The sequence below is a fragment of the Janthinobacterium sp. PSPC3-1 genome, from assembly GCF_049896105.1.
Classification (GTDB): domain Bacteria; phylum Pseudomonadota; class Gammaproteobacteria; order Burkholderiales; family Burkholderiaceae_D; genus Janthinobacterium.
In genome coordinates this window covers 1-19,874 of the sequence record NZ_JAFCTQ010000034.1, presented here as the reverse complement: position 1 = coordinate 19,874, position 19,874 = coordinate 1, and the positions used below count along the sequence as shown (strand labels likewise).

The following is a 19,874-nucleotide window of genomic DNA, read 5'->3' as shown; positions in this document are numbered from 1 at the left end:
CAGTTAACTTGATCAAAAATATTGCATGGTGATCATAACTCAAGGCTTTTTGTATATTATGGAGCGGTTGAGTAATTTACAATTACCTTGACACTGGCGCACCGCAGGCGGCGCCTCACCCGATTCCACCTCCGATGCGGATTGCCATGCCTGCCGATGCCAAGGGCGAGAGCCTGCGAACACCTGAAAAAAAGCCGCTCTGGCTGCTCAGTTGCGTGCTGTCGCTGTGCGTCGGCCTGGTGTTCCATATGGCGGCATCGATGTCGATCGACAACGACGCGCGCATGCTGTTCGACAGCCTGACACATTCCACCAAGCAAAGTATCAATATGCGCGTCAAGTCGTACACCGATTTGCTGCGCGGCGCTGCCAGCCTGTTCCGTGCCAGCGACCAGGTCAGCCGCGAGCAGTTCCACGATTACGTAAGCAGCCTGGACTTGCGGAAAAATTTTCCCGGCGTGATGAATCTCAATTACTGCAAGGCGCTCGACGATGCCCGCCGCGCCGCTTTCGAGGCGGCCATGCAGCACGACTACCCTGCCGGGCGCGACGGCTATCCCGCCTTTGCCATCGACCCGCCGGGGCCGCGCGACTGGTATTCCGTGCTGGTGTATATCGAACCGATCAGTAGCGCGCCGGAAAAATATGGCCATGACATCGCCGTGCGCCCGGCCGTCGCCGAGGTGCTGGCGCAGTCGCGCGATTCGGGGGAAATCAGTAATTCCGGCCTGCCCGTGCCGATGCCGGGCCGCTCGCAACTGACCGGCATGGCCATGCGCCTGCCAGTCTACCGCCACGGCATGCCGGTCGCCACGGTGCAGCAGCGCCGCGCCGCCTACCAGGGTTCGGTGGGCCTCGGCTACGACATGGCGCAGATGGTACGCGGCGTGCTGGCCGAGATGCCGGTGCGCAATGTTCGCCTGACCCTGTTCGATATCGGCACGCAGGCCACCGAACCGCAGCCGCTGGCGCGCGACACCCGTCCCATCTTCGACAGCGCGCCGGCTGGCAGGCAGGCACCGTGGTGGCAGCCGGGCGGTTCGCGCAAATATCTGAGCAGCACCATGCTGATCGACTATAACGGGCGTGTCTGGCAAGCGCTGTTCAGCGTGCGCAAGAGCGACCTGTACACGCCATTCGAAACGTATCTGCCCTGGCTGGCGCTGCTGGTGGGCTTTACCGGCAGCACGCTGCTGTACACCGTGCTCCACACCCTGGCCTCGTCACGCCTGCGCGCCATCCGCATGGCCACCGTGATGACCGACGAATTGCGCGCCAGCCAGTTGCGCCTGCAGCAATCGCACCAGAAGCTGCGCCGCCTGGCGGCCCACGCCGACCATATCAAGGAAGAAGAACGCAAGCGCATCGCGCGTGAAATCCACGATGACCTGGGGCAAAACCTGCTGGTGCTGCGCATCGACGCCGACATGCTGGCGTCGCGCACGCAGCAGCGCCATCCGCGCTTGCATGCACGGGCGCGCGCCACCCTGGGCCAGATCGACGCCACCATCAAGAGCGTGCGCCAGATCATCAACGACTTGCGCCCCACGGTACTGGACCTGGGCGTCAACGCCGCCGTGGAATGGCAGGCGGCGCAGTTCCGCGCGCGCACCGGCATCGCCTGCGAGGTCAGTGAAAGCCATGGCGACATCAGCGTCAGCGACCAGTGCGCCACCGCCCTGTTCCGCATCCTGCAAGAATCCTTGAGCAATATTTCCCAGCACGCCAACGCCAGCCGGGTGCGGATCAGGCTGGAAAAAGACCATGGCAACGTCTCGCTGACCGTCAGCGACAACGGCGTGGGCGCCGGCGCCGACGGGCGCAACAAGCATGGCTCGTTCGGCCTGGTCGGCATCGAGGAACGCATCAAGCTGCTGGGCGGTACTTTCCTGATCGACAGCAGTCCCGGCGCGGGCATGAGCGTGCAAGTGACCGTGCCGCTGGCGGCCGGCATGCAAGACTTCTCTCATCAGTAAGACCACTACGCTCGCTATCAAGATGCAAGCCGCCGGGCCGCGCGAGGCGGCGGCGCTGGCTTGCGCCGAGCTCGATTCGATGCAATATTAGTGGTTTCCTAACTGACTTTTCCAGGAGTCCACGCTACCAGCCAGCATCCACGCCACTCCCTGCGCAGTCTTCCCGGTGACACTCTTAAAGGATATTCATGGATACGAACGTAGATTTCAAGGCAATTGCCGATCTGAACCTGGACGCAATCAAAGTCAAACTGATGCACCGGGAATCCGGCGAAGGCTGGAGCCTGGACAAGGCCAATGCGGTGGAGTTCGAATACCGCCGCTTCCTGATCCTGATGAAGCAATTCCCGGAAGAGGAAACGGCGCCGTTGATGGATGTCGATACCTTCTGGCACTACCATATCCTCGATACCCTGAAATATGCGGCCGACTGCGAACAGGTGTTCGGCTACTTCCTGCATCACTTTCCGTATATCGGCCTGCGCGGCGAAGACGACGAAGCGGCGCATCAGCGCGTGGGCGAGCGCATGAAGCAGTTGTATGAACAGACGTTCGGCGAGGACTATCTGCGCGCCGAGACGGCGTATTCAGGCCGCGCGGTACAGGCGGCGTATTCGGGACGTGCCGTGCAGGCCGCCTATTCGGGACGCGCGGTGCAAGCGGCGTATTCAGGACGCGCGGTGCAGGCGGCAGCCTACTCGGGCCGCGCCGTGCAGGCAGCGTATTCGGGACGGGCAACGGGGGCGGTGACGGCGTTTTCCAGCGCGCCAGCCTCGCTCAGCGCGGCACTGGTGGCCACGTCCACCGCATCGTTGGCCGATGGTGACGTCAAGCGTTTCTATGTCGACAGGCCGGTCTTGCGCCAGGACAATGCATAAAGGTTGATGGCGGATTCACCATCCCGGCTGCCGCACGCGGCAAGCCTGTTTACAACCCAGACGGCAGCTCTCAGTTTGCCGTCTGTCTGGCCACACTCACGCAGCCATCAGTTCGCGCAGTTCGCGAATGCTGAAATCGCTGATTTCGTGCATGCGGATCAGGATGGTGGCGCCGATCGGCAGGGTGTTATGACGAATCTTGCTGATCACGGGCGGCGCCACTTCCAGCGCACGCGACAGGGCCGCGTCGTTTTTCAGTTGCAGCTTGTCGATGATGGCATCGAGCACGCGGTTAGGGTTATAGGTAGGCAAAGAGGTAATTTGTTTGAGAGACATGGTGAGAAATCCGTACTTGTTGTATTAAGGCAAAAAAAAGACTGGTCGTCGCTTTTGCGCTAATTCAGGGTCAACACACTAAAAAGCGCCATTGCTTGTGCGGCTTTTAGCCGACAGGCAATATAATACACTTATTTGTTGATTTTTGCTTAACTTGAGGCAAAAATGTGACAATTGAAGAGAATTTGCGCGTTTGGAATGTGCTAGAGGATAACTCAAAACAACATACTTTGCTGCAAGTCATCCATTTTCAGCAAAATGGAGACTGCCATCGAGATACCAGGCCAGCAGCAGCAAGGCGCCCAGCCATGCCAGGTCGACCGATAGCTGCCAGCCCCGTAGCGCGATGGCGGGCGGGCTGACCGGAATGCCGTGGCTATGGCGCCACGCCAGCTGGCGGCGGATTTCTTCGGGTGCCGGCGGTGGCTGGCGCGTGCGCCCCCGCCGCCGCATGTAGGCGCGCACCTGCTCCTTGCTCGGCCGATTCACGCCAGCCATGGCAGGCTGCCGCCAAGCTGGCGGAACTCAGGAAGAGAAGAAAATGGTCGCTGCATGACGGCCACCATAGCGCCTGCCCGCCGCAGCGCGTTTGCGCCAGCTCAATCGGACAATCCTGGGCCCCGCGCCGACCGCCGCAGCGGCCCGGGCGCCCACCAGGTTTACTTGTTTTTCTGGCGCACGCGCTGCTGTTGTTTTTCCTGCGTCTGCTGGCGGTTCTGCTTGCGCTCGTACAAGGTGACGGCGTCTTTCTTGGCCTGCTCCACTGTGCGCATGGCTTCGTGGTCGTCGTGCGGCACGAAAAATTCGGCGTCCTGCGCCGCCATGACCAGCTTGATGGCGGCCTCGTCATCGAGGTCATACAATTCCGTCAGGACGGTGGTCACTTCGTCCAGGAATGCTTCGTAGGTCAGGGTAGTCATGGGGTAATCCTTGGTTGATCAGGCGCGCGGCAGACAGGCTGGGCAAGTTCCCCGGCCTGTGAAAAGTGCGGAAACAACCGCGCATTTTAACTGATGCCGGCCTTGCCGTCTGTCAGTAACTGCAAAGCATCGGCGACGCGCGCATAGCGCAGGCGCACGCCCAGCTCGCGCTTCATGCGGCGATTGTCCAGGCGCCGCGATTCGGACATGAACGACAGCAGCATCGGCGTGACCACCTGCTTCAGTTCTTCACGCGGCAGCCGCGGCGCACGCGGCAGGCCGAACGCATCGGCCACCGCATCGAAGTACGCCGCCATCTTCATTTCGCTGTCATCGCTGGCGTGGTAGACGCGCCCGCCCGCCCGCATGCGCCACAGCGCGTGCAGGACGATGTTTGCCAGGTCGTCGGCATGGACATGATTGGTATGCACGTCGTCAAGCTCGGCCAGCGCCGGCGTGCCTTCGCGCAAGCGTTTCAGTGGCAGGCGGTCGGCCGCATAAATGCCGGGTACGCGCAGAATCGCCAGCCGCGCCGCGCGGCGGGCGCCCCAGGCGCGCAGCACGGTTTCGGCGTCCAGGCGGCGCCGCGCGCGGGCGTTCGACGGCGCCGGCGTGCGCGTTTCGTCGATGCGGGCGCCGCCGCAATCACCATATACGCCGCTGGTGCTGACATACACCAGGCGCGCGTGCTCAGGTAAAATGGCGGCCAGATTGCGCGTGCGCCGGTCCAGCAGGCCGGTCGATTGCGGCGGCGCCAGGTGCACGATCCACGGCGCCAGCCCGGCCAGCCGGCGCAGGCTGGCGCGGTCGTCGAGGTCGGCCACGATGGGCACGGCGCCGGCGGCCCGCAGTTCGGCACAGCGTTCAGGCTGGCTGGTGACGGCAAACACGCGAAAACGCGCGCCCAGCAAGGGCAGCAGCCGCATGCCGACATCGCCACAGCCCAGTACCAGCAAGCGCGGCAAGCCCAACGGTTTGCGCAAAGTAAGCTTTAACATATTTTTCATCTCAAGGATTGTATGACTTTTCAAGTTACTGTTCAGCCCAGCGGCCACCAATTCAGCTGCGAAGCGGACGAAACGGTGCTGGCGGCGGCGATCCGCGCCGGCGTGGGCCTCCCCTATGGCTGCAAGAATGGCGCCTGCGGTTCCTGCAAGGGCAAGGTCGTGTCCGGCAGCGTACAGCACAAGGCACACCAGCAGCGCGCCCTGACGCCGGAGGAAGAAGCGGCCGGCATGTCGCTGTTCTGCTGCGCCATCACCAGCGCCGACCTGGTCATCGAAGCGCGCGAAGTGGCCGGCAGCAGCGATTACCCGATCAGGAAAATGCCGTCGCGCGTGACCAGCCTGGAAAAAGTCGCGCCCGACGTGATGGTATTGACCCTGCAATTGCCGGCCGCCGAGCGCCTGCAGTACCGCGCCGGACAGTATATCGAATTCATGCTGCGTGACGGCAAGCGCCGCTCCTACAGCATGGCCAGCGCGCCGCAGGACGGCGGCCCCGTGACCCTGCATATCCGCCACCTGCCGGGCGGCCTGTTTACCGACCAGGTCTTCACCACCATGAAGGAACGCGATATCTTGCGCTTCGAGGGCCCGCTGGGCACCTTCTTCCTGCGCGACGACTCCGACAAGCCGGTGGTGCTGCTGGCCTCGGGCACCGGCTTTGCGCCGCTGAAAGCCATCGTCGAGCACATGATCCACGCGCAGTCGACGCGTGCTATCACCCTGTACTGGGGCGCGCGCCGTCCGCACGACCTGTACATGGATGCCCTGTGCCGCCAGTGGGCGGCCGACTTGCCGCAGTTCACTTATGTTCCGGTGGTGTCGGATGCCCTGCCGGAAGACGCCTGGCAGGGCCGCGGCGGTTTCGTGCACCAGGCTGTCATCGCCGACCTGCCCGACCTGTCCGGCCACCAGGTGTATGCCTGCGGCGCGCCGGTGATGGTCGATTCGGCCAAGCGCGACTTTGTCCGGCAATGTGGCTTGCCCGACGACGAGTTTTACGCCGACGCCTTTACCACCGAGGCCGACCTGGCCAAATAATGCCGTCCGGAGTGCGGGGCGGCGCGGCCGCCCGGCCTCCCCCTGCCCCACTCTGGAAAGTCTTCATGTCCTCAGCAATATCCGGCAACGGCTTCAGTGTCCTGCGCCACCGCAATTTCGCGTTTTACCTGTCCGCCCGCGTGCTGGGCACCCTGGCCGTCCAGATGCAAAGCGTGGCCATCGGCTGGCAGGTGTACCAGATGACGGGCAGCCTGTTCGACCTGGGCCTGATCGGCCTGGCCCAGTTCGCCCCCTTCCTGCTGCTGATCTTGCCGGCCGGCCATATCGCCGACCGCTACAACCGCCGCAACATCATCGCCTGGTGTTTGACGGCGCAACTGGCCTGCGCGCTGGCGCTGCTGGCGTTCACCATGACGGGCCTGTCCATCGTCTGGCCCGTGTTTGCCGTGCTGGTGCTGTTCGGCAGCGCGCGCGCCTTCATGATGCCGGCCACGCAAGCCGTGCTGGTCAACATGGTGCCGAAGGAAAGTTTCAGTCGCGCACTGGCGCTCAGCTCGTCGAGCTCGCATATCGCCATCATCCTCGGCCCCACCCTGGGCGGCCTGCTGTATATCTTCGGCCCCAAGGTGGTGTACCTGATCTCGTCGGCGCTGCTGGTGCTGTCGGTACTGCTGATGCGCGCCACCACGCCGGCGCCGCAAGTGGTGAAACGCGAGCCGGTCAGCTGGTCGACCCTGCTCGAGGGCCTGCATTTCGTCTGGTCGCGCCCCATCATGCTGGGCGCCATTTCGCTCGACCTGTTCGCGGTGCTGTTCGGCGGCGCCACCGCCCTGCTGCCGGCGCTGGCACACGATGTGCTGCATATCGGCCCGACCGGCCTGGGCCTGCTGCGCACGGCGCCCGGCATGGGCGCGGCCGTCTGCTCGATCGCGCTGGCCTTTTACCCGATCACGCGGCGGGTCGGCGCCTGGATGTTCGGCGGCGTGGCCGTGTTCGGCCTGGGCACCATCGTGCTGGGCTCGACCGGCACCTTCCTGGTGGCGCTGGTGGCGCTGTTCCTGATGGGTATCGGCGACATGGTCAGCGTGTATATCCGCCACCTGCTGGTGCAGTACGAAACGCCGGACGAGATCCGCGGCCGGGTCAGCGCAGTCAATTCCGTGTTCATCGGCGCCTCGAACGAGCTCGGTGAATTCGAGTCGGGCGTCACGGCCGGCTGGTTCGGTCTGGTGCGCGCGGTGCTGTTCGGCGGCGCCGCCACCCTGGCCGTGACCGGCATCTGGGCGATGCTGTTCCCGGTATTGTCGCGCATGGACCGCTTCCCCCACCACGAAAAGGAAGAGGCCGCCAAAACGGCCGCCGGCAAGCCCGCATAAGGGCTACCATGCGCTATCGTTCACTATGCCAGCCTGCGCCATGAAAATCCCGCTGCCCTTCCACGGCTTTGTCCGCAGCCGCCCCCACCTGAGCCTGGCCATCGTGATCGGCGTGGCGGCCGGCGTGCTGTTGCCGTCCGGCTGGGAGGCGATGACGCGCGTGCTGACGGCGTGGAATATCGCCGTCTGGCTGTATCTGTTCACCATGGGCGCGATGATGATGCGCGCCAACCATCACAAGGTGAAACAGATGGCGGCGCGCCAGGATGAGCGGGCGGCGATGGTGCTGTGTGCGCTGTCGGTGGCGTCCGTGATGAGTTTGATTGCCATTATTTCCCAGCTGTCATCGATCAAGGACATGAGCGCGGACCAGCGCGCCTTGCACTATGCGCTGACGATACTGACCCTGGTCGGCTCCTGGTTTTTGGTCGGTACCCTGTTCTGCTTTCACTATGCCCACCTGTATTACCGCGCCGACGCCAGCCTGCGGCCCCTGAAATTCCCCGACGACGAGCAGGACCCCGACTACTGGGACTTCCTGTATTTCGCCTTCACCCTGGCGGTGGCCGTGCAGACCTCGGACGTGACGGTGCAGACGCGCATGATGCGCAAGATCGTGCTGGGCCAGTCGGTGCTGAGCTTTTTCTTCAACCTGGTGGTGCTGGGCCTGTCGATCAATATCGCGGCCGGCCTGATCAACAATTAGCTTATTTGACCTGGCTGAAGGGTTAAGCCCCACTTAATTGTGTGGCGCCCTTGAAATCCGTCAAACAGGAGTAAGATAAGTCACATACAAGGTCATGTATCGGAGCAGTAACCGGGTGGAATGACTGGCAAGCGACGTGCCGCCCGTGTGGGTTTTTTTCGAATTGACAGGAGATAGCATATGCAAATCAATATTCAAACCGACAGCACCATCGCCAACAACGCTGGACTGAACGAACATGTGCAATCCGTACTCGAATCGGCACTCAGCCGTTTCCGCGACAACATTACCCGCATCGAAGTCCACCTGAGCGATACCAACGGCCCGAAAGGCGGCGCGGACGATATCCGCTGCGTGATGGAAGCGCGCGTGGCAGGCTACCAGCCGATCGCCGTCACCGAGCAGAACGCCTCGGTACACCAGTCCGTCAGCGGCGCCACCGACAAACTGAAACGCGCCATTGACAGCGCCCTGGGCCGCCTGCAAGACAGCAAGCGCCACGCCAGCGGCAAGAACGCCGTGAACGATACGGCTGAAGCCGAAGAAGCCGCCGAATAATTCCCCCGCTTTATAGATGAGACCTGGGCAGCCGATCAAGGCTGCCTTTGCTTTTGTGCGCCGCATGCACACCGTGCCATGGCCGCCGCTGTATCATAATTATCACGAAGTTGCTTTCAAGTCAGCCATAGTTGTTACTCCCAAGAACGCTTTACGCTATCATGATGCGCATGTTCCGCCGCCTGCGCGGCGCTGCCTCTTGGAAAGCATATCGTGGAAAAAATCGGCAATTTTGACGCTTCAGGCTGCAACATCGGCGATTTGCAGCTGTTTTCCGATGCGCCGGACGAGCGGACGGCGGCCATGCTGGCGCCCTGCCCGGTGCTGCGGCTGGAAGCGGGCGAAGCCCTGAGCGACAGCGCCTGCCTGTATATCGTGCTGCGCGGCTCGCTGGCGGTGGCGGCCGATACCTATACGGGCATGGACGACGGCACGGTCAGCAAGGTGTTGCCCGGCGAAAGCGTGGGCGAGCAAGCGGTGCTCGATGAAGCAAGCAACCTGACGGCCATTTCCGCGCTGGAAGAAACCGATGTGCTGGTGATCGACGCCGTGCTGGTATGGGAACTGATCGAACAGTCGAACGGCCTGGCGCGCAACCTGCTGCGCTTGATGTCGTTTCGCATCCGCGCCGCCAACGCCTTGCTGCGCCGGCGCCAGAAACTGGGCGAGTTCTACCGCCAGCTGTCGATGGTCGACAGCCTGACCGGCCTGTACAACCGTGCCTGGCTCAACGATTTACTGCCGAACATGATCAGCACCGCCCACGACAGCGGCGCGCCGCTGTCGCTGCTGATGATAGACCTCGACCATTTCAAGCGTTTCAACGACCGGCACGGCCACCAGGCCGGCGACCAGGCGCTGCGCATCGCCGCCCAGGTGGTGGGCGCGGCCCTGCGCCCGACCGATTTTGCCGTGCGCTATGGCGGCGAGGAATTGATGGTCATCTTGCCCGACACCAATGAACAGCTGGCGCTGCTGGTGGCCGAACGCCTGTGCGAACGCATGCGGCAAGCCGTCATCTTCGAAGACCTGCGCTGCCCCCTGCCGCATATCACGGGCTCGTTCGGCGTGGCCAGCCTGGCGCTGCGCCAGGACGAGCACGGCCTGATCGCCACGGCCGATGCGGCGCTGTACCGCGCCAAGGACGCCGGCCGCGACCGCGTTGCCCTGTAAACAAGTGCTTCAGGCTGCCGTGTCGGCCTTCTTGCTGCTGTGCGCGGCAACGAAATCGGCATAGCCCTTCTGCACCAGCTCATAGGTCTTGTCGATATTGCCGGCGATATCGCCTTGCAGCACATTCAAGCCCTTCAGGATATCGCGCGCCTCCGAAAAGCCTTTTTCCATGCCACCGCTGATGGTGCCCATGAATTTTTCCAGCGCGGCATCATTGTCCATGCCGGGGTTCTGCTTCTTGAACGCTTCGAAAAAGCCGGTCGACAGCGATACGATGCGGTTCGCCGTGGCTTCGGCGCTATTGTCCTGCGATGCCGCGTTTTGCACGGCGTTGTCGCCGAAATCGGCCTGCAGCGCTTCATTGATGCTGGTGATGGCCGATTTGTAGACCAGCGCCAGCGGATCGTTTTGCGAACTGATCGACACATTCATGGACGCCTGCAAAATGGCGGCGTTCAGTTGCAGTTTCGAGCGGTCGTTGACGCTCATCTGGGCGGTGCTGCCTTCGGCCTGCTTGACTTTGTCGTCCTTGCCGGCGACACCACTGGTGGTGTTGCCGGTATTGCTGACGGAACTGGCGGAATTGCCGCTTGCGGCGATGGGAAGTGACACGATAAGCCTCCTTGGACGGACAATGGTTGACTCCATGCGAGAATGCGCAGTACAGCTGATCCTCTCTTTGGTAATATCGGCAAGAATTCCGAAAACTGAAGCCGTGAATTTTCGCGGCACACCATGCAAGCACCATCAATGACAAACCAGACTTTTCTTTGGCACGACTACGAAACCTTCGGCGTCCAGCCGCGCCGCGACCGGCCAGCCCAGTTCGCCGCCATCCGCACCGATGCCGACCTGAACGAAATCGGCGAGCCCATCATGTTGTATTGCCAGCCTGCCAATGATTTCCTGCCCGATCCGCAATCGTGCCTGATCACCGGCATCACGCCCCAGCAATGCCTGGCGCTGGGCGTGCCCGAACACCAGTTCGCCGCCACCATCGAAGCGGCCTTTTCGGAGCCCGGCACCATCGGCGTGGGCTACAACACCATCCGTTTCGACGATGAAGTGACGCGCTTCCTGTTCTGGCGCAACCTGATCGACCCGTATGCGCGCGAATGGAAAAACCATTGCGGCCGCTGGGACCTGCTCGACGTGGTGCGCATGACGCATGCGCTGCGCCCGGAAGGCATCCAATGGCCGAAGCGCGACGACGGCCAGACCAGTTTCAAGCTGGAACATCTGAGCAAGGCTAACGGCTTGCTGCATGAGGCGGCGCACGATGCGCTGTCCGACGTGCGCGCCACCATCGCGCTGGCCCGCCTGATCAAGCAGATGCAGCCGAAACTGTTCGACTTCTGCCTGGCGCTGCACAAGAAAGACAAGGTCGCCAGCGAAATGGGCATGCACCTGGCCGCCGCCCAGCGCCAGCCGTTTTTGCACGTCTCGGGCATGTTTCCGGCCGAACGCGGCTGCATCGGCGTGGTCTGGCCGCTGGCCACGCACCCGAGCAATAAAAATGAAATCCTGGTGTGGGATTGCCAGTACGATCCGCGCGAACTGTTCACCCTGGACGCCGACACCATCCGCACCCGGCTGTTCACGCGCAACGACGCCATGCCCGAAGGCATGACGCGCCTGCCCGTGAAGAGTATTCATGTGAACAAGTCGCCCATGCTGGTCAGCAACTTGAAAACCCTGTCGCCGGCCATGGCCGCGCAATGGGGCATCGATCTCGCGGCGGCGCTGGAAAACGGCCGCCTGGCCGCCGGCGCGCCGAACATGGACGCCATCTGGGCCGAGGTGTTCAAGCGCCCCGCCGCCGAAGGCCGCGCCGATGTCGATGAAGACCTGTACAACGGCTTTGTCAGCAATGACGACCGCCGCCTGCTCGATTCCCTGCGCCGCGAGACGCCGGCCAAGCTGGCCAGCGCCCGCCCTTCCTTCAGTGACGAGCGCCTGCAGGAACTGCTGTTCCGCTACCGCGCGCGCAACTTCCCGCAGACCCTGAGCGAAGCGGAAAGCGTGCGCTGGGAAGAACACCGCGCCGCCCGCCTGTTCGACGGCGAAGCGGGCGCCCGCACCATCGAGCAGCTGTTTACGGAAATCGATACCTTGTCGGAATCGGTGGATGAGCGGGGCGAGGAGATTTTGGGCGAGTTGTACGATTATGCGGAGATCGTGGCGCCACAGCGCGATTAATGTGTGTATCGCGTAGGTCGGATTAGCGCGCAAGCGCGTAATCCGACAACACCACGATCGCCGCCAACAATGTTGTCGGATTACGGCCCCATGGGCCTAATCCGACCTACGCGGCGCGATGTTGATTGATCGCATCGCGCGTCTCGATCGCCACGCGCCTTGCCGCATCGGCAAAATCCTCGCCAGCCTGCGGCTTGGCATAGATGATGGCCCGCGAGGAGCTGATCATCATGCCCATGCCGTTCGCCGTCTGGCCCGCGCCGACGGTGGCGGCGATGTCGCCGCCCTGGGCACCAATGCCGGGCACCAGCAGCGGCATGTCGCCGACGATGGCGCGCACCTGCGCCAGCTCTTCAGGGAAGGTGGCGCCGACGACCAGCGCGCACTGGCCGTTCTTGTTCCATTTCTCGGCCACCAGGCGCGCCACGCGCTGGTACAGGGGCACGCCGTCCGTGTCGAGAAACTGCAGGTCCGAGCCACCCGGGTTCGAGGTGCGGCACAAGATGATCACGCCGCGGTCCTGCCACGCCAGGTAAGGATCGAGCGAGTCCTCGCCCATATAGGGGTTGACGGTGACGGCGTCGGCGCCATAGCGTTCGAACGCTTCGCGCGCATACTGGGTGGCGGTGGCGCCGATGTCGCCGCGCTTGGCGTCGAGGATCAGCGGGATGTGCGGGTAATGTTCACGCAGGTAGCGGCAGATGTCTTCCAGCTGCTTTTCCGCACCCAGCGCGCCGAAATAGGCGATCTGCGGCTTGAAGGCGCAGGCCAGGTCGGCCGTGGCGTCGATGATGCGCGTGCAAAAGGTGGTGATGCCATCAGGCGCGTCGCGCAATTCGGCCGGCAGCTTGGCCAGGTCCGGGTCCAGTCCCACGCACAGCAGGGAATGATTGGCCGTCCACGCGGCGGTTAACTTATCGATGAAATTCACGGCACACCTTTTCTGTATTCAGTTGCAAACCCCGTATTGTAACGCGGCCGGCGGCCTGTCCGGCGGCGCCAGTCCCGCCCGCCAACCTGATTAAACCAACATTTTGTGGTGTTTAAGGTATATTTGCCCCACCTGACTCTCCTCTTACCACTACGCACGGAAACCATCATGCAAATCACTCAACAATTCACCAAATGGCTGCGCCTGGCCCTCGGCGTCACCGTGCTGGCCGGCGTGCTGACCGGCTGCGGCTACAACGATTTCCAGAGCAAGGACGAAGCGACCAAGGCCGCCTGGGGCGAAGTGGTCAACCAGTACCAGCGGCGCGCCGACCTGATTCCCAACCTGGTCAATACCGTCAAGGGCTATGCCAGCCATGAACGCGAGACGCTGGAAGCGGTGACCAAGGCGCGCTCGGCCGCCACCAGCTTCCAGATCACGCCCGAAGTGCTGAATGACCCGGCCGCGTTCGAGAAGTTCCAGCAGGTGCAGGGGCAGCTGTCGTCGGCCCTGTCGCGCCTGATGGTGGTGTCCGAGAAATACCCGGACCTGAAAGCCAATACCAACTTCCGCGACCTGCAGTCGCAGCTGGAAGGCACGGAAAACCGCATCGCCGTGGCGCGCCAGCGCTATATCGTGGCGGTGCAGGACTACAACGTGCATGCGCGCAGCTTCCCGAACAACCTGACGGCCATGATGTTCGGCTACAAGGTCAAGCCATCGTTCACGGTGGACAATGAAAAAGCCATCTCGACCGCGCCATCCGTCGACTTCGGCAAATAAGCATGGGCATCAAGGCCTATTTTGCGGCACTCGTCACGGCGCTGCTATGCGCGATGGGACTGCCGGCCAGCGCCCAGCTGATGGCGGTGCCGCCGCTGGCGGCGCGCGTGACCGATCAGGCGGCCATGCTGGACGAAAAACAGAAGGCGTCGCTGGAAGCCGTGCTGGCCGACTATGAAGCGCGCACCGGCAGCCAGATCGCCGTGCTGCTGCTCAAGTCAACGGAACCGGAAGCGATCGAGCAATACAGCATCCGCGTGACGGACGCCTGGAAGCTGGGCCGCAAGGGCGTCGATGACGGCGTGCTGCTGCTGGTGGCGAAAGACAATCCCTCGTCGCTGCGCCGCTTGCGCATCGAAGCGGGGCGTGGCGTGCAGGGGGTGCTGACCGATGCGCAATCGAAACGCATCTTGCAGGACGTGATCGCGCCCCATTTCAAGCAGCAGGATTATTATGGTGGCCTGGTGGCCGGCGTGGGCGCCATCGCCACCTTGCTGAACCAGGAGCAATTCCCGGCACCGGCGAAACAGGCGGCGCCGGCCGCTGCCGAAGAAGGCGGCATGGGCTTCTGGCTGCCGCTGCTGTTCTTCGGCTTCCTGGTGGTGCTGACCCTGTTCCGCTCGCGCGGCGGCCCAAATCGCTTGCAGCGCGGCAGCAACTGGACCAGCGGCGCCACCGGCGTGGTGCTGGGCAGCATCCTCAGCCAGGCCATGAACAACCGCGGCGGTGGCGGTGGAGGCTTTGGCGGCGGCGGCGGTTTCGGTGGTGGTGGCGGCTTTGGCGGTGGCGGCGGCGGCTTTGATGGCGGCGGCGCCTCGGGAGACTGGTAATGACGCAAGAACTGACATTTGGCCAGCGCTGCGGACGCGCGCTGAAACACTGGCGCGGCACGCCGGCCTCGGCCAGGACGGCCTTCCCTGGCACCACCCTGAAAGCGATCGAAACGGCCATCGCCGAAGGCGAGCAGACCCATCGCGCGGAAGTGCGCCTGATCGTCGAAGCAGCGCTCACGCCTGGCATGGCCTACCAGGGCGTGACGAACCGCGAGCGGGCACGCGAACTGTTTGCCCACTATGGCGTGTGGGATACGGAAGACAACTGCGGCGTGCTGATCTACATCAACCTGGCCGAGCACCAGGTCGATATCGTGGCCGACCGCCATGTGGGGCGCCGCATCACGCCCGAGCAGTGGCAAGCCATCTGCCGTACCATGACGGCCGGTTTTGCCAGCGGCAATTACCACGACAGCACCCTGCAGGCGCTGGGCGAACTGAACAGCTTGCTGCAGCATCACTTCCCGGCCACGGGCGAGCGCAGCAATCAATTACCGAACGAAGCCATCCTTCTCTGACAGAGTACTTATGAAACTAAGCAATAAAACCGCCATCGTCACGGGCGCCACGCAAGGCATCGGCCTGGCCTGCGCCAGCCGTCTGATCGCCGAAGGGGCGCAGGTGATGCTGGTCGACATCAAGGAAGCCGGCGCCGAAGCGGCCGCCGCGCTGGGGCCACAGGCGCACTTTTTTTGCGCCGACGTCAGCCAGAAGGCCGATGTCGACGCCATGATGACCGCCACCCTGGCCCGTTTCGGCCATGTCGACATCCTGATCAACAATGCCGGCGTGACCCATGCCGCCGATTTCCTGGACGTGGCCGAGGACGATTTCGACCGCGTCATGCGCATCAACCTGAAATCGATGTTCCTGTGCGGCCAGGCCGTGGCGCGCGAGATGGTCAAACGCAACAGCGGCGTGATCATCAATATGTCGAGCGTGAATGCGGAACTGGCGATCCCCAACCAGGTACCGTACGTGGTGTCGAAAGGCGCGATCAACCAGTTGACCAAAGTGATGGCGCTGAACCTGGCGCCCCATGGCGTGCGCGTCAACGGCATCGGGCCCGGCACCATCCTGACCGAACTGGCGAAACAGGCGGTATTGTCGAGCCCGCAGGCACGCCACACCATCCTGTCGCGCACGCCACTCGGGCGCTGCGGCGAGCCGGAAGAAGTGGCCGGCATCGCCACCTTCCTGGCCAGCGACGACGCCAGCTACATGACGGGCCAGACGATTTATGCCGATGGCGGCCGCATGGCGCTCAACTACACGGTGGCGGTACAGGAATAGCCGGCCTCGTCAGTTATATCAAAAACCGATAATCGATATCTGAAAAGACCATTAGACATATATCGTGCGGCGCAGCATAATGCACCTGTCTCCACTATTCTCCTCCAAGAAAATAGTTTTAAGCCCGCTTTCACCAGCGGGCTTTTTTTTGTCCCGCATGCGCCCATCGCTTCGTCCAAAAAACTGGAAAGTGTCATCAGGCGGTCATGTTCGCTGGCTATACTTGCTTCATCTGCAGTACACGCAACCGATATGCGCGACGGCGGACAGGTGTGCCTTCACCGGTGCACCACTCCCCATTTTTGCCATGGCGCGCCGCAGCACCGCGACTTGGCCAGCACCGCTCACTCTTGACCCTTTTGGGTTTTCAGCCCGCTCTTCAGCGGGCTTTTTTTTGCCCATGCTTGCGCATCAGCATGGTGCCCGCGCCGCCCTCCATGCTATTGTTGCCACCTTTCCGCTATTCCACTGACCATGCAAGCCACACTATCCCAGCTTTGTTTTGCCGAGCGCCATGAGCGCCTGCGTTTTCGTACCGCACTGTTTCTGTACACGCTGGTGATCATCATCGGCGACATTCCCGGCGCGCGCGCCGATGTGGGCAAGTACGCTTCGGGCGTGGTACTGCATTCGTTCGGCTACGGCGTGCTGGCCTTGCTGCTGTTCAGCGGCATTGCCGGCGGCATGGGCCGCCGCGCCGTGTTGTCGGTGCTGATGGTGGCGGCGATGGGTGCTCTGGACGAATTCATCCAGAGCTTCCTGCCCTACCGCCGCGGTGCCGTGTCCGACTGGCTGGTCGACATCACGGCCGCCACTCTGGTGGCAGCGCCCCTGTATTTCCTGTGGCCCAGGATGGTCGCGGCTGGCCTGAAGAAATCGCCTTTGTAAACGACACCACCATCACGGCGCGGCGGTCTCGCTGGCGCCCAGCGCCAGGGTCAGCTGCCCCTGCCCCACGGCGGCCTGGGCGGCGGCACGGCGCAAGACCGCACGCATCTGCCGGCGGCCGCTTGCTCCCGCCGCGCGCGCGGTATCACGCCGCATCGCCATCAATTGTTCCGACCGGGCAAGCCTGGCCAGGCCATGCAGCGCCTGCCTGAGCATATGCAGCGCGCGCCCATCGTCGACCTGCTCACCCTCGTCGCCATACACGGCGACCAGCACCGCTTCAATCAGCTTGTCACTTGTCATACCTGAAAACACCTTTCTCCTGACGTGAACGACGGGGGAGCGCGAGCGCCCTGAATGTTTGCTGCAAGAACATCTTTTATACCAAGCTCAACAATTGGAATACTTGATGTATCTCAACGCTAAACAAGACACCTGGAACGTCTCGCCGTGCCGGCGCTCTTACATGCAGTAGTTACGGCCATGTCCGGCATGCACCATTCATGCGGACTTCCACCCTACTTCCACCATATTGTCACTCCTGAAGGAGAACACAGATGAGAGCAAAAAATACCCTGGCGCTGGCAGGCCTGTCATGCTTGCTGCTGGCCGCTTGCAGTTCGACCGATAGCGGCAGCACGGCCATGAGTCGCAGCGGCGAGAACGTCAGCAGCACCGGTAGCGCTACCCAGGCCGGCACGACGCCAGCTCCCGGCAGCAGCGACACCGGCAGCATGAACGCCACCACCAGCGGCAGCGACATGAGCATGGACGGCAGCCAGTCGGGTATCGGCATCGCCTCGGCCACCGTGCAGTCCATCGAGCCGGTGGCGCGCGGCATGGACCAGGCCAGCGGCGACACGCAGGCTGGCAGCTCGGGTACCGCGGGCACCACCGCCGGCAGCGCGGACATGTACCGGGTCACGCTGCGGCTGGATGATGGCAGCACGCGCGCCATCATGCAAAATTCCGCGCCCACTTACCAGACCGGCGACAGGGTCAAGCTGGTCAACGGCCTGCTGCAAAAATACTGAACCGCACGGTGATGATCACGGCAGGCAGTTGCTGGCTGTCTGCCTGTCGTATCGGCATATCTACTCCAACTCAAGACTCAGCGGACGACGCCGTCCACGCACCGAGATCGACGGCCAGGCGGGGTCGAAGGTCAGGTTGCGCAGGCGCTGGCCGTTGAGCAAAAAGGTGTCTTCAACCATGCCACCAGGCAAGCTGGGATGGAACGCCAGCGCCATGCCATCCTTGAGCAGCAGTTCCGTGCAACTGCCTGCCGCCACTTCGGGCGCCTGGTAGCCGGCGATGCCGCCCTGGCGGTGATTGAGCACGGCGTCGGGCTGGCCGGCATAGGCATAGGCGCTGTCGAGCGCGTGATACACCATGCTCAGCGCATGGCCCGCCTCGCAGGCATCGAGCGCCACCGCCTCGAGCGCCAGGATGGCGGCATCGGCCTCGTCCACGCCGGCCTGGGCCGGGCGGAAGCGGCGCTGGCGGCTGAGCGAAGCGCACAGGCCGAAACGCCGCGCGCACAGCGCCAGCACCACGCTGCTGCCCAGCGGGGTGGCCGACGGCGGCGCGCGCCGGTAGCGCTGCTGGCGCTGTGCGCCCACCGCCATCACATGCATGGTGTGCAGGCCGCGTGCCCACAAGCCGCGCGCGCAGGCGCCGGCCAGTTCCTGCTCGGTCCATTCCGGGCGGGCCGCGCGCAGCGCCTCGCTGGCGGCGCTGGCGGCCAGCCGCCCCACCGCGCGATAGCGCAACTGCTCCGGCGGCAGCAGGGGCAGCCGCTCGTCGCGCAAAACCATGGGCAGGCTGCGCTCGAACACGCCGGGCCGGTCGCACAGCACCGGCAGGCCGCCGGCCGCGTGCTGCACGAAATGCTCGCGCAGCTCGGCCAGGCGCGGCTGCATCCAGGGCGTCACCTGCCAGGTCCAGGGGCCGCGTACTTCTTCATGGCGCAAGCGCTGCGCTTCGGCTTCGTCGGTCAGGATATAGGCGGCGTCACGGGTGACCAGCACTTCGGCATGGCCGCACTCGGTCGACGGACAATGACCGCCCGAGGCGCCGGCCGTCGCCCAGGCAAACCAGTCCACGCCGCGCAGGCGCAAGGCGCCGGCCCCTTCCTGTTCCAGCCAGCGGCGCATCTGCGCCAGTTTGTGGGCAATTTCCTGCTCAACGGTCCAGTTCATGCGTGCTCCGATCACGGCGGCGACATGGTGCTACAGAAAATCTTATGACTGGTTACCTTAAAAAAAGTTCACCAAGAACGACATGTTTTTTTCAGCCAGCGCAAATCATCGCTTTTTTAGGCTATGTCACCATCAAATGTGGGAATGTCCCCAAAGTGGCCCGGAGCAAGCTTTCGGGGGACAAGATTCTCCTGGCGTCCAGTATCCAGCGCCAACCCAGGTAGTTGGGCAGGTAGCGCGTCGCGACCCCATGAAAGGCGCGCAGCCAGCCACGCAGCCGGCTGTGATACGCGTTGACATTCTGCACGTGCACCGTGCCGCGGACACGGATGCCGGCCCGCAAGTTGACGGCTTCATGCTGGATGCCGATCTCCTTGGCAAACACGGGATAGGCCGGATGGCCATCGCTGACCAACAAAATGTCGCGGTCGATCACCGGCGGCAGGCAGACGTGCAGCTTGGCCTTGGTCAGTTGGCCCAGGCCCGTAACAAAATCGACGGTTTGCCCGGTGCGGTCACGCGCCACCAGGATGCACACCTGTTCACTGGAAATGCCGCGTTTGCCTGCATGGCCTCCGCGCTTGCGCGCCGGACGCGTCATATGCCGTGAACCCTTCTGCGACTCCAGCACATACATTTCGTCGGCCTCGGTGATGCCGTGCAGGCAGCGTGGCCGGTCGGTCCTGGCGAGCGCGAGGAAACGATGGCGCCAGCGAAAGCTGGTGTTGCGATGAATAGTCACTTGCGCGGCGGCCTTGCGCACCGAAAACGAGTTGAGCAGGCAGTCGGCATAAACCAGCCATCGCTCTTTATGGTG

Annotated in this window: 23 protein-coding genes; 14 read left to right on the top strand and 9 right to left on the bottom strand. The window is 63.2% G+C overall.

Translation table 11 applies throughout. The annotated features are described in order from the left end of the window. Positions 1 to 146 precede the first annotated feature (146 nt). Positions 147 to 1,976, top strand: a complete 1,830-nt coding sequence (locus ACP7B7_RS25405) for a CHASE domain-containing protein (RefSeq protein WP_308922705.1) — start codon at positions 147 to 149, stop codon at positions 1,974 to 1,976. Positions 1,977 to 2,164: 188 nt separating this feature from the next. Beyond that, positions 2,165 to 2,854: a glycine-rich domain-containing protein gene (locus ACP7B7_RS25400; RefSeq protein WP_308922706.1), complete on the top strand. Its 690-nt coding sequence runs from the start codon at positions 2,165 to 2,167 to the stop codon at positions 2,852 to 2,854. Between the two features lie 96 nt (positions 2,855 to 2,950). Here the strand turns inward: ACP7B7_RS25400 and ACP7B7_RS25395 are convergent, their stop codons facing one another. The 4 genes from ACP7B7_RS25395 to ACP7B7_RS25380 form a co-directional block, all read right to left on the bottom strand. Continuing rightward, a complete protein-coding gene (locus ACP7B7_RS25395) occupies positions 2,951 to 3,190 on the bottom strand; it encodes a hypothetical protein (RefSeq protein ID WP_029496207.1) in 240 nt (79 codons plus the stop codon). Positions 3,191 to 3,430: 240 nt separating this feature from the next. Next, a complete protein-coding gene (locus ACP7B7_RS25390) occupies positions 3,431 to 3,688 on the bottom strand; it encodes a hypothetical protein (protein WP_308922707.1) in 258 nt (85 codons plus the stop codon). A 161-nt stretch (positions 3,689 to 3,849) separates the two neighbouring features. Next, the gene (locus ACP7B7_RS25385; RefSeq protein WP_308922708.1) at positions 3,850 to 4,110 is read right to left on the bottom strand and encodes a hypothetical protein; all 261 of its coding nucleotides are present in this window, start codon (positions 4,108 to 4,110) and stop codon (positions 3,850 to 3,852) included. An 86-nt stretch (positions 4,111 to 4,196) separates the two neighbouring features. After that, complete coding sequence (locus ACP7B7_RS25380) at positions 4,197 to 5,117, bottom strand: sugar nucleotide-binding protein (protein ID WP_308922709.1); 921 nt, start codon at positions 5,115 to 5,117, stop codon at positions 4,197 to 4,199. 12 nt (positions 5,118 to 5,129) lie between these two features. Here ACP7B7_RS25380 and ACP7B7_RS25375 point away from each other — a divergent pair, with 12 nt between their 5' ends. The 5 genes from ACP7B7_RS25375 to ACP7B7_RS25355 all read left to right on the top strand — a co-directional run bounded on the left by ACP7B7_RS25375 (position 5,130) and on the right by ACP7B7_RS25355 (position 9,929). Beyond that, on the top strand, positions 5,130 to 6,155 hold the full coding sequence (locus ACP7B7_RS25375; RefSeq protein WP_308922710.1) for a CDP-6-deoxy-delta-3,4-glucoseen reductase: 1,026 nt from the start codon (positions 5,130 to 5,132) through the stop codon (positions 6,153 to 6,155). Positions 6,156 to 6,220: 65 nt separating this feature from the next. Beyond that, positions 6,221 to 7,492 carry an MFS transporter gene (locus tag ACP7B7_RS25370; protein WP_308922711.1) on the top strand — a complete coding sequence of 424 codons (1,272 nt, stop codon included), beginning with the start codon at positions 6,221 to 6,223 and terminating at the stop codon, positions 7,490 to 7,492. 40 nt (positions 7,493 to 7,532) lie between these two features. After that, the gene (locus ACP7B7_RS25365; protein ID WP_308922712.1) at positions 7,533 to 8,198 is read left to right on the top strand and encodes a DUF1345 domain-containing protein; all 666 of its coding nucleotides are present in this window, start codon (positions 7,533 to 7,535) and stop codon (positions 8,196 to 8,198) included. A gap of 180 nt (positions 8,199 to 8,378) precedes the next feature. Continuing rightward, the gene (locus ACP7B7_RS25360; RefSeq protein ID WP_308922713.1) at positions 8,379 to 8,756 is read left to right on the top strand and encodes an HPF/RaiA family ribosome-associated protein; all 378 of its coding nucleotides are present in this window, start codon (positions 8,379 to 8,381) and stop codon (positions 8,754 to 8,756) included. Positions 8,757 to 8,969: 213 nt separating this feature from the next. After that, on the top strand, positions 8,970 to 9,929 hold the full coding sequence (locus ACP7B7_RS25355) for a GGDEF domain-containing protein (RefSeq protein ID WP_308922714.1): 960 nt from the start codon (positions 8,970 to 8,972) through the stop codon (positions 9,927 to 9,929). A gap of 9 nt (positions 9,930 to 9,938) precedes the next feature. Here the strand turns inward: ACP7B7_RS25355 and ACP7B7_RS25350 are convergent, their stop codons facing one another. Next, a complete protein-coding gene (locus tag ACP7B7_RS25350; RefSeq protein ID WP_308922715.1) occupies positions 9,939 to 10,541 on the bottom strand; it encodes a DUF5610 domain-containing protein in 603 nt (200 codons plus the stop codon). 138 nt (positions 10,542 to 10,679) lie between these two features. Between ACP7B7_RS25350 and sbcB the strand changes: the two genes are divergently transcribed. Next, positions 10,680 to 12,128 carry an exodeoxyribonuclease I gene (sbcB, locus tag ACP7B7_RS25345; RefSeq protein ID WP_426078540.1) on the top strand — a complete coding sequence of 483 codons (1,449 nt, stop codon included), beginning with the start codon at positions 10,680 to 10,682 and terminating at the stop codon, positions 12,126 to 12,128. 106 nt (positions 12,129 to 12,234) lie between these two features. Here sbcB and pyrF read toward each other — a convergent pair whose 3' ends face one another. Continuing rightward, positions 12,235 to 13,059, bottom strand: a complete 825-nt coding sequence (gene pyrF / locus ACP7B7_RS25340; RefSeq protein ID WP_426078539.1) for an orotidine-5'-phosphate decarboxylase — start codon at positions 13,057 to 13,059, stop codon at positions 12,235 to 12,237. Positions 13,060 to 13,227: 168 nt separating this feature from the next. On the opposite strand from pyrF, the gene ACP7B7_RS25335 reads away from it, so the two are divergent. The 5 genes from ACP7B7_RS25335 (at position 13,228) to ACP7B7_RS25315 (ending at position 16,856) form a co-directional block, all read left to right on the top strand. Further along, positions 13,228 to 13,842: a LemA family protein gene (locus ACP7B7_RS25335; protein ID WP_426078538.1), complete on the top strand. Its 615-nt coding sequence runs from the start codon at positions 13,228 to 13,230 to the stop codon at positions 13,840 to 13,842. 2 nt (positions 13,843 to 13,844) lie between these two features. Next, the gene (locus tag ACP7B7_RS25330) at positions 13,845 to 14,672 is read left to right on the top strand and encodes a TPM domain-containing protein (RefSeq protein WP_426078537.1); all 828 of its coding nucleotides are present in this window, start codon (positions 13,845 to 13,847) and stop codon (positions 14,670 to 14,672) included. Further along, positions 14,672 to 15,193, top strand: coding sequence for a TPM domain-containing protein (locus ACP7B7_RS25325; RefSeq protein ID WP_426078536.1), 522 nt, complete (start codon positions 14,672 to 14,674; stop codon positions 15,191 to 15,193). The genes ACP7B7_RS25330 and ACP7B7_RS25325 overlap by 1 nt, the downstream gene beginning before the upstream one ends. Positions 15,194 to 15,203: 10 nt before the next feature. Next, on the top strand, positions 15,204 to 15,968 hold the full coding sequence (locus ACP7B7_RS25320; protein ID WP_426078535.1) for an SDR family NAD(P)-dependent oxidoreductase: 765 nt from the start codon (positions 15,204 to 15,206) through the stop codon (positions 15,966 to 15,968). Between the two features lie 474 nt (positions 15,969 to 16,442). Continuing rightward, on the top strand, positions 16,443 to 16,856 hold the full coding sequence (locus ACP7B7_RS25315; protein WP_426078534.1) for a VanZ family protein: 414 nt from the start codon (positions 16,443 to 16,445) through the stop codon (positions 16,854 to 16,856). A 12-nt stretch (positions 16,857 to 16,868) separates the two neighbouring features. Here ACP7B7_RS25315 and ACP7B7_RS25310 read toward each other — a convergent pair whose 3' ends face one another. Beyond that, on the bottom strand, positions 16,869 to 17,159 hold the full coding sequence (locus ACP7B7_RS25310) for a hypothetical protein (protein ID WP_426078533.1): 291 nt from the start codon (positions 17,157 to 17,159) through the stop codon (positions 16,869 to 16,871). 254 nt (positions 17,160 to 17,413) lie between these two features. Between ACP7B7_RS25310 and ACP7B7_RS25305 the strand changes: the two genes are divergently transcribed. Further along, entirely contained in the window at positions 17,414 to 17,890 is a 477-nt protein-coding gene (locus ACP7B7_RS25305) for a hypothetical protein (protein ID WP_426078532.1), read from the top strand. 60 nt (positions 17,891 to 17,950) lie between these two features. Here the strand turns inward: ACP7B7_RS25305 and ACP7B7_RS25300 are convergent, their stop codons facing one another. Then, positions 17,951 to 19,057, bottom strand: coding sequence for a M24 family metallopeptidase (locus tag ACP7B7_RS25300; protein WP_426078531.1), 1,107 nt, complete (start codon positions 19,055 to 19,057; stop codon positions 17,951 to 17,953). Positions 19,058 to 19,178: 121 nt separating this feature from the next. Continuing rightward, positions 19,179 to 19,874, bottom strand: a 696-nt coding sequence (locus ACP7B7_RS25295) for an IS1595 family transposase (RefSeq protein ID WP_426078530.1), incomplete at its 5' end; no start/stop codon positions are given.

What these genes read in the sequence shown, in the direction of transcription:
- ACP7B7_RS25395 (WP_029496207.1), bottom strand. Translation starts at nt 3,190, where the DNA reads ATGTCTCTCAAACAAATTACCTCTTTGCCTACCTATAACCCTAACCGC.
- ACP7B7_RS25325 (WP_426078536.1), top strand. Translation starts at nt 14,672, where the DNA reads ATGACGCAAGAACTGACATTTGGCCAGCGCTGCGGACGCGCGCTGAAA.
- ACP7B7_RS25370 (WP_308922711.1), top strand. Translation starts at nt 6,221, where the DNA reads ATGTCCTCAGCAATATCCGGCAACGGCTTCAGTGTCCTGCGCCACCGC.
- ACP7B7_RS25390 (WP_308922707.1), bottom strand. Translation starts at nt 3,688, where the DNA reads ATGGCTGGCGTGAATCGGCCGAGCAAGGAGCAGGTGCGCGCCTACATG.
- ACP7B7_RS25405 (WP_308922705.1), top strand. Translation starts at nt 147, where the DNA reads ATGCCTGCCGATGCCAAGGGCGAGAGCCTGCGAACACCTGAAAAAAAG.
- ACP7B7_RS25305 (WP_426078532.1), top strand. Translation starts at nt 17,414, where the DNA reads ATGAGAGCAAAAAATACCCTGGCGCTGGCAGGCCTGTCATGCTTGCTG.
- ACP7B7_RS25315 (WP_426078534.1), top strand. Translation starts at nt 16,443, where the DNA reads ATGCAAGCCACACTATCCCAGCTTTGTTTTGCCGAGCGCCATGAGCGC.
- ACP7B7_RS25385 (WP_308922708.1), bottom strand. Translation starts at nt 4,110, where the DNA reads ATGACTACCCTGACCTACGAAGCATTCCTGGACGAAGTGACCACCGTC.
- sbcB (WP_426078540.1), top strand. Translation starts at nt 10,680, where the DNA reads ATGACAAACCAGACTTTTCTTTGGCACGACTACGAAACCTTCGGCGTC.
- ACP7B7_RS25330 (WP_426078537.1), top strand. Translation starts at nt 13,845, where the DNA reads ATGGGCATCAAGGCCTATTTTGCGGCACTCGTCACGGCGCTGCTATGC.
- ACP7B7_RS25300 (WP_426078531.1), bottom strand. Translation starts at nt 19,057, where the DNA reads ATGAACTGGACCGTTGAGCAGGAAATTGCCCACAAACTGGCGCAGATG.
- ACP7B7_RS25320 (WP_426078535.1), top strand. Translation starts at nt 15,204, where the DNA reads ATGAAACTAAGCAATAAAACCGCCATCGTCACGGGCGCCACGCAAGGC.
- ACP7B7_RS25380 (WP_308922709.1), bottom strand. Translation starts at nt 5,117, where the DNA reads ATGAAAAATATGTTAAAGCTTACTTTGCGCAAACCGTTGGGCTTGCCG.
- ACP7B7_RS25335 (WP_426078538.1), top strand. Translation starts at nt 13,228, where the DNA reads ATGCAAATCACTCAACAATTCACCAAATGGCTGCGCCTGGCCCTCGGC.
- ACP7B7_RS25375 (WP_308922710.1), top strand. Translation starts at nt 5,130, where the DNA reads ATGACTTTTCAAGTTACTGTTCAGCCCAGCGGCCACCAATTCAGCTGC.
- ACP7B7_RS25360 (WP_308922713.1), top strand. Translation starts at nt 8,379, where the DNA reads ATGCAAATCAATATTCAAACCGACAGCACCATCGCCAACAACGCTGGA.
- ACP7B7_RS25365 (WP_308922712.1), top strand. Translation starts at nt 7,533, where the DNA reads ATGAAAATCCCGCTGCCCTTCCACGGCTTTGTCCGCAGCCGCCCCCAC.
- ACP7B7_RS25310 (WP_426078533.1), bottom strand. Translation starts at nt 17,159, where the DNA reads ATGACAAGTGACAAGCTGATTGAAGCGGTGCTGGTCGCCGTGTATGGC.
- ACP7B7_RS25400 (WP_308922706.1), top strand. Translation starts at nt 2,165, where the DNA reads ATGGATACGAACGTAGATTTCAAGGCAATTGCCGATCTGAACCTGGAC.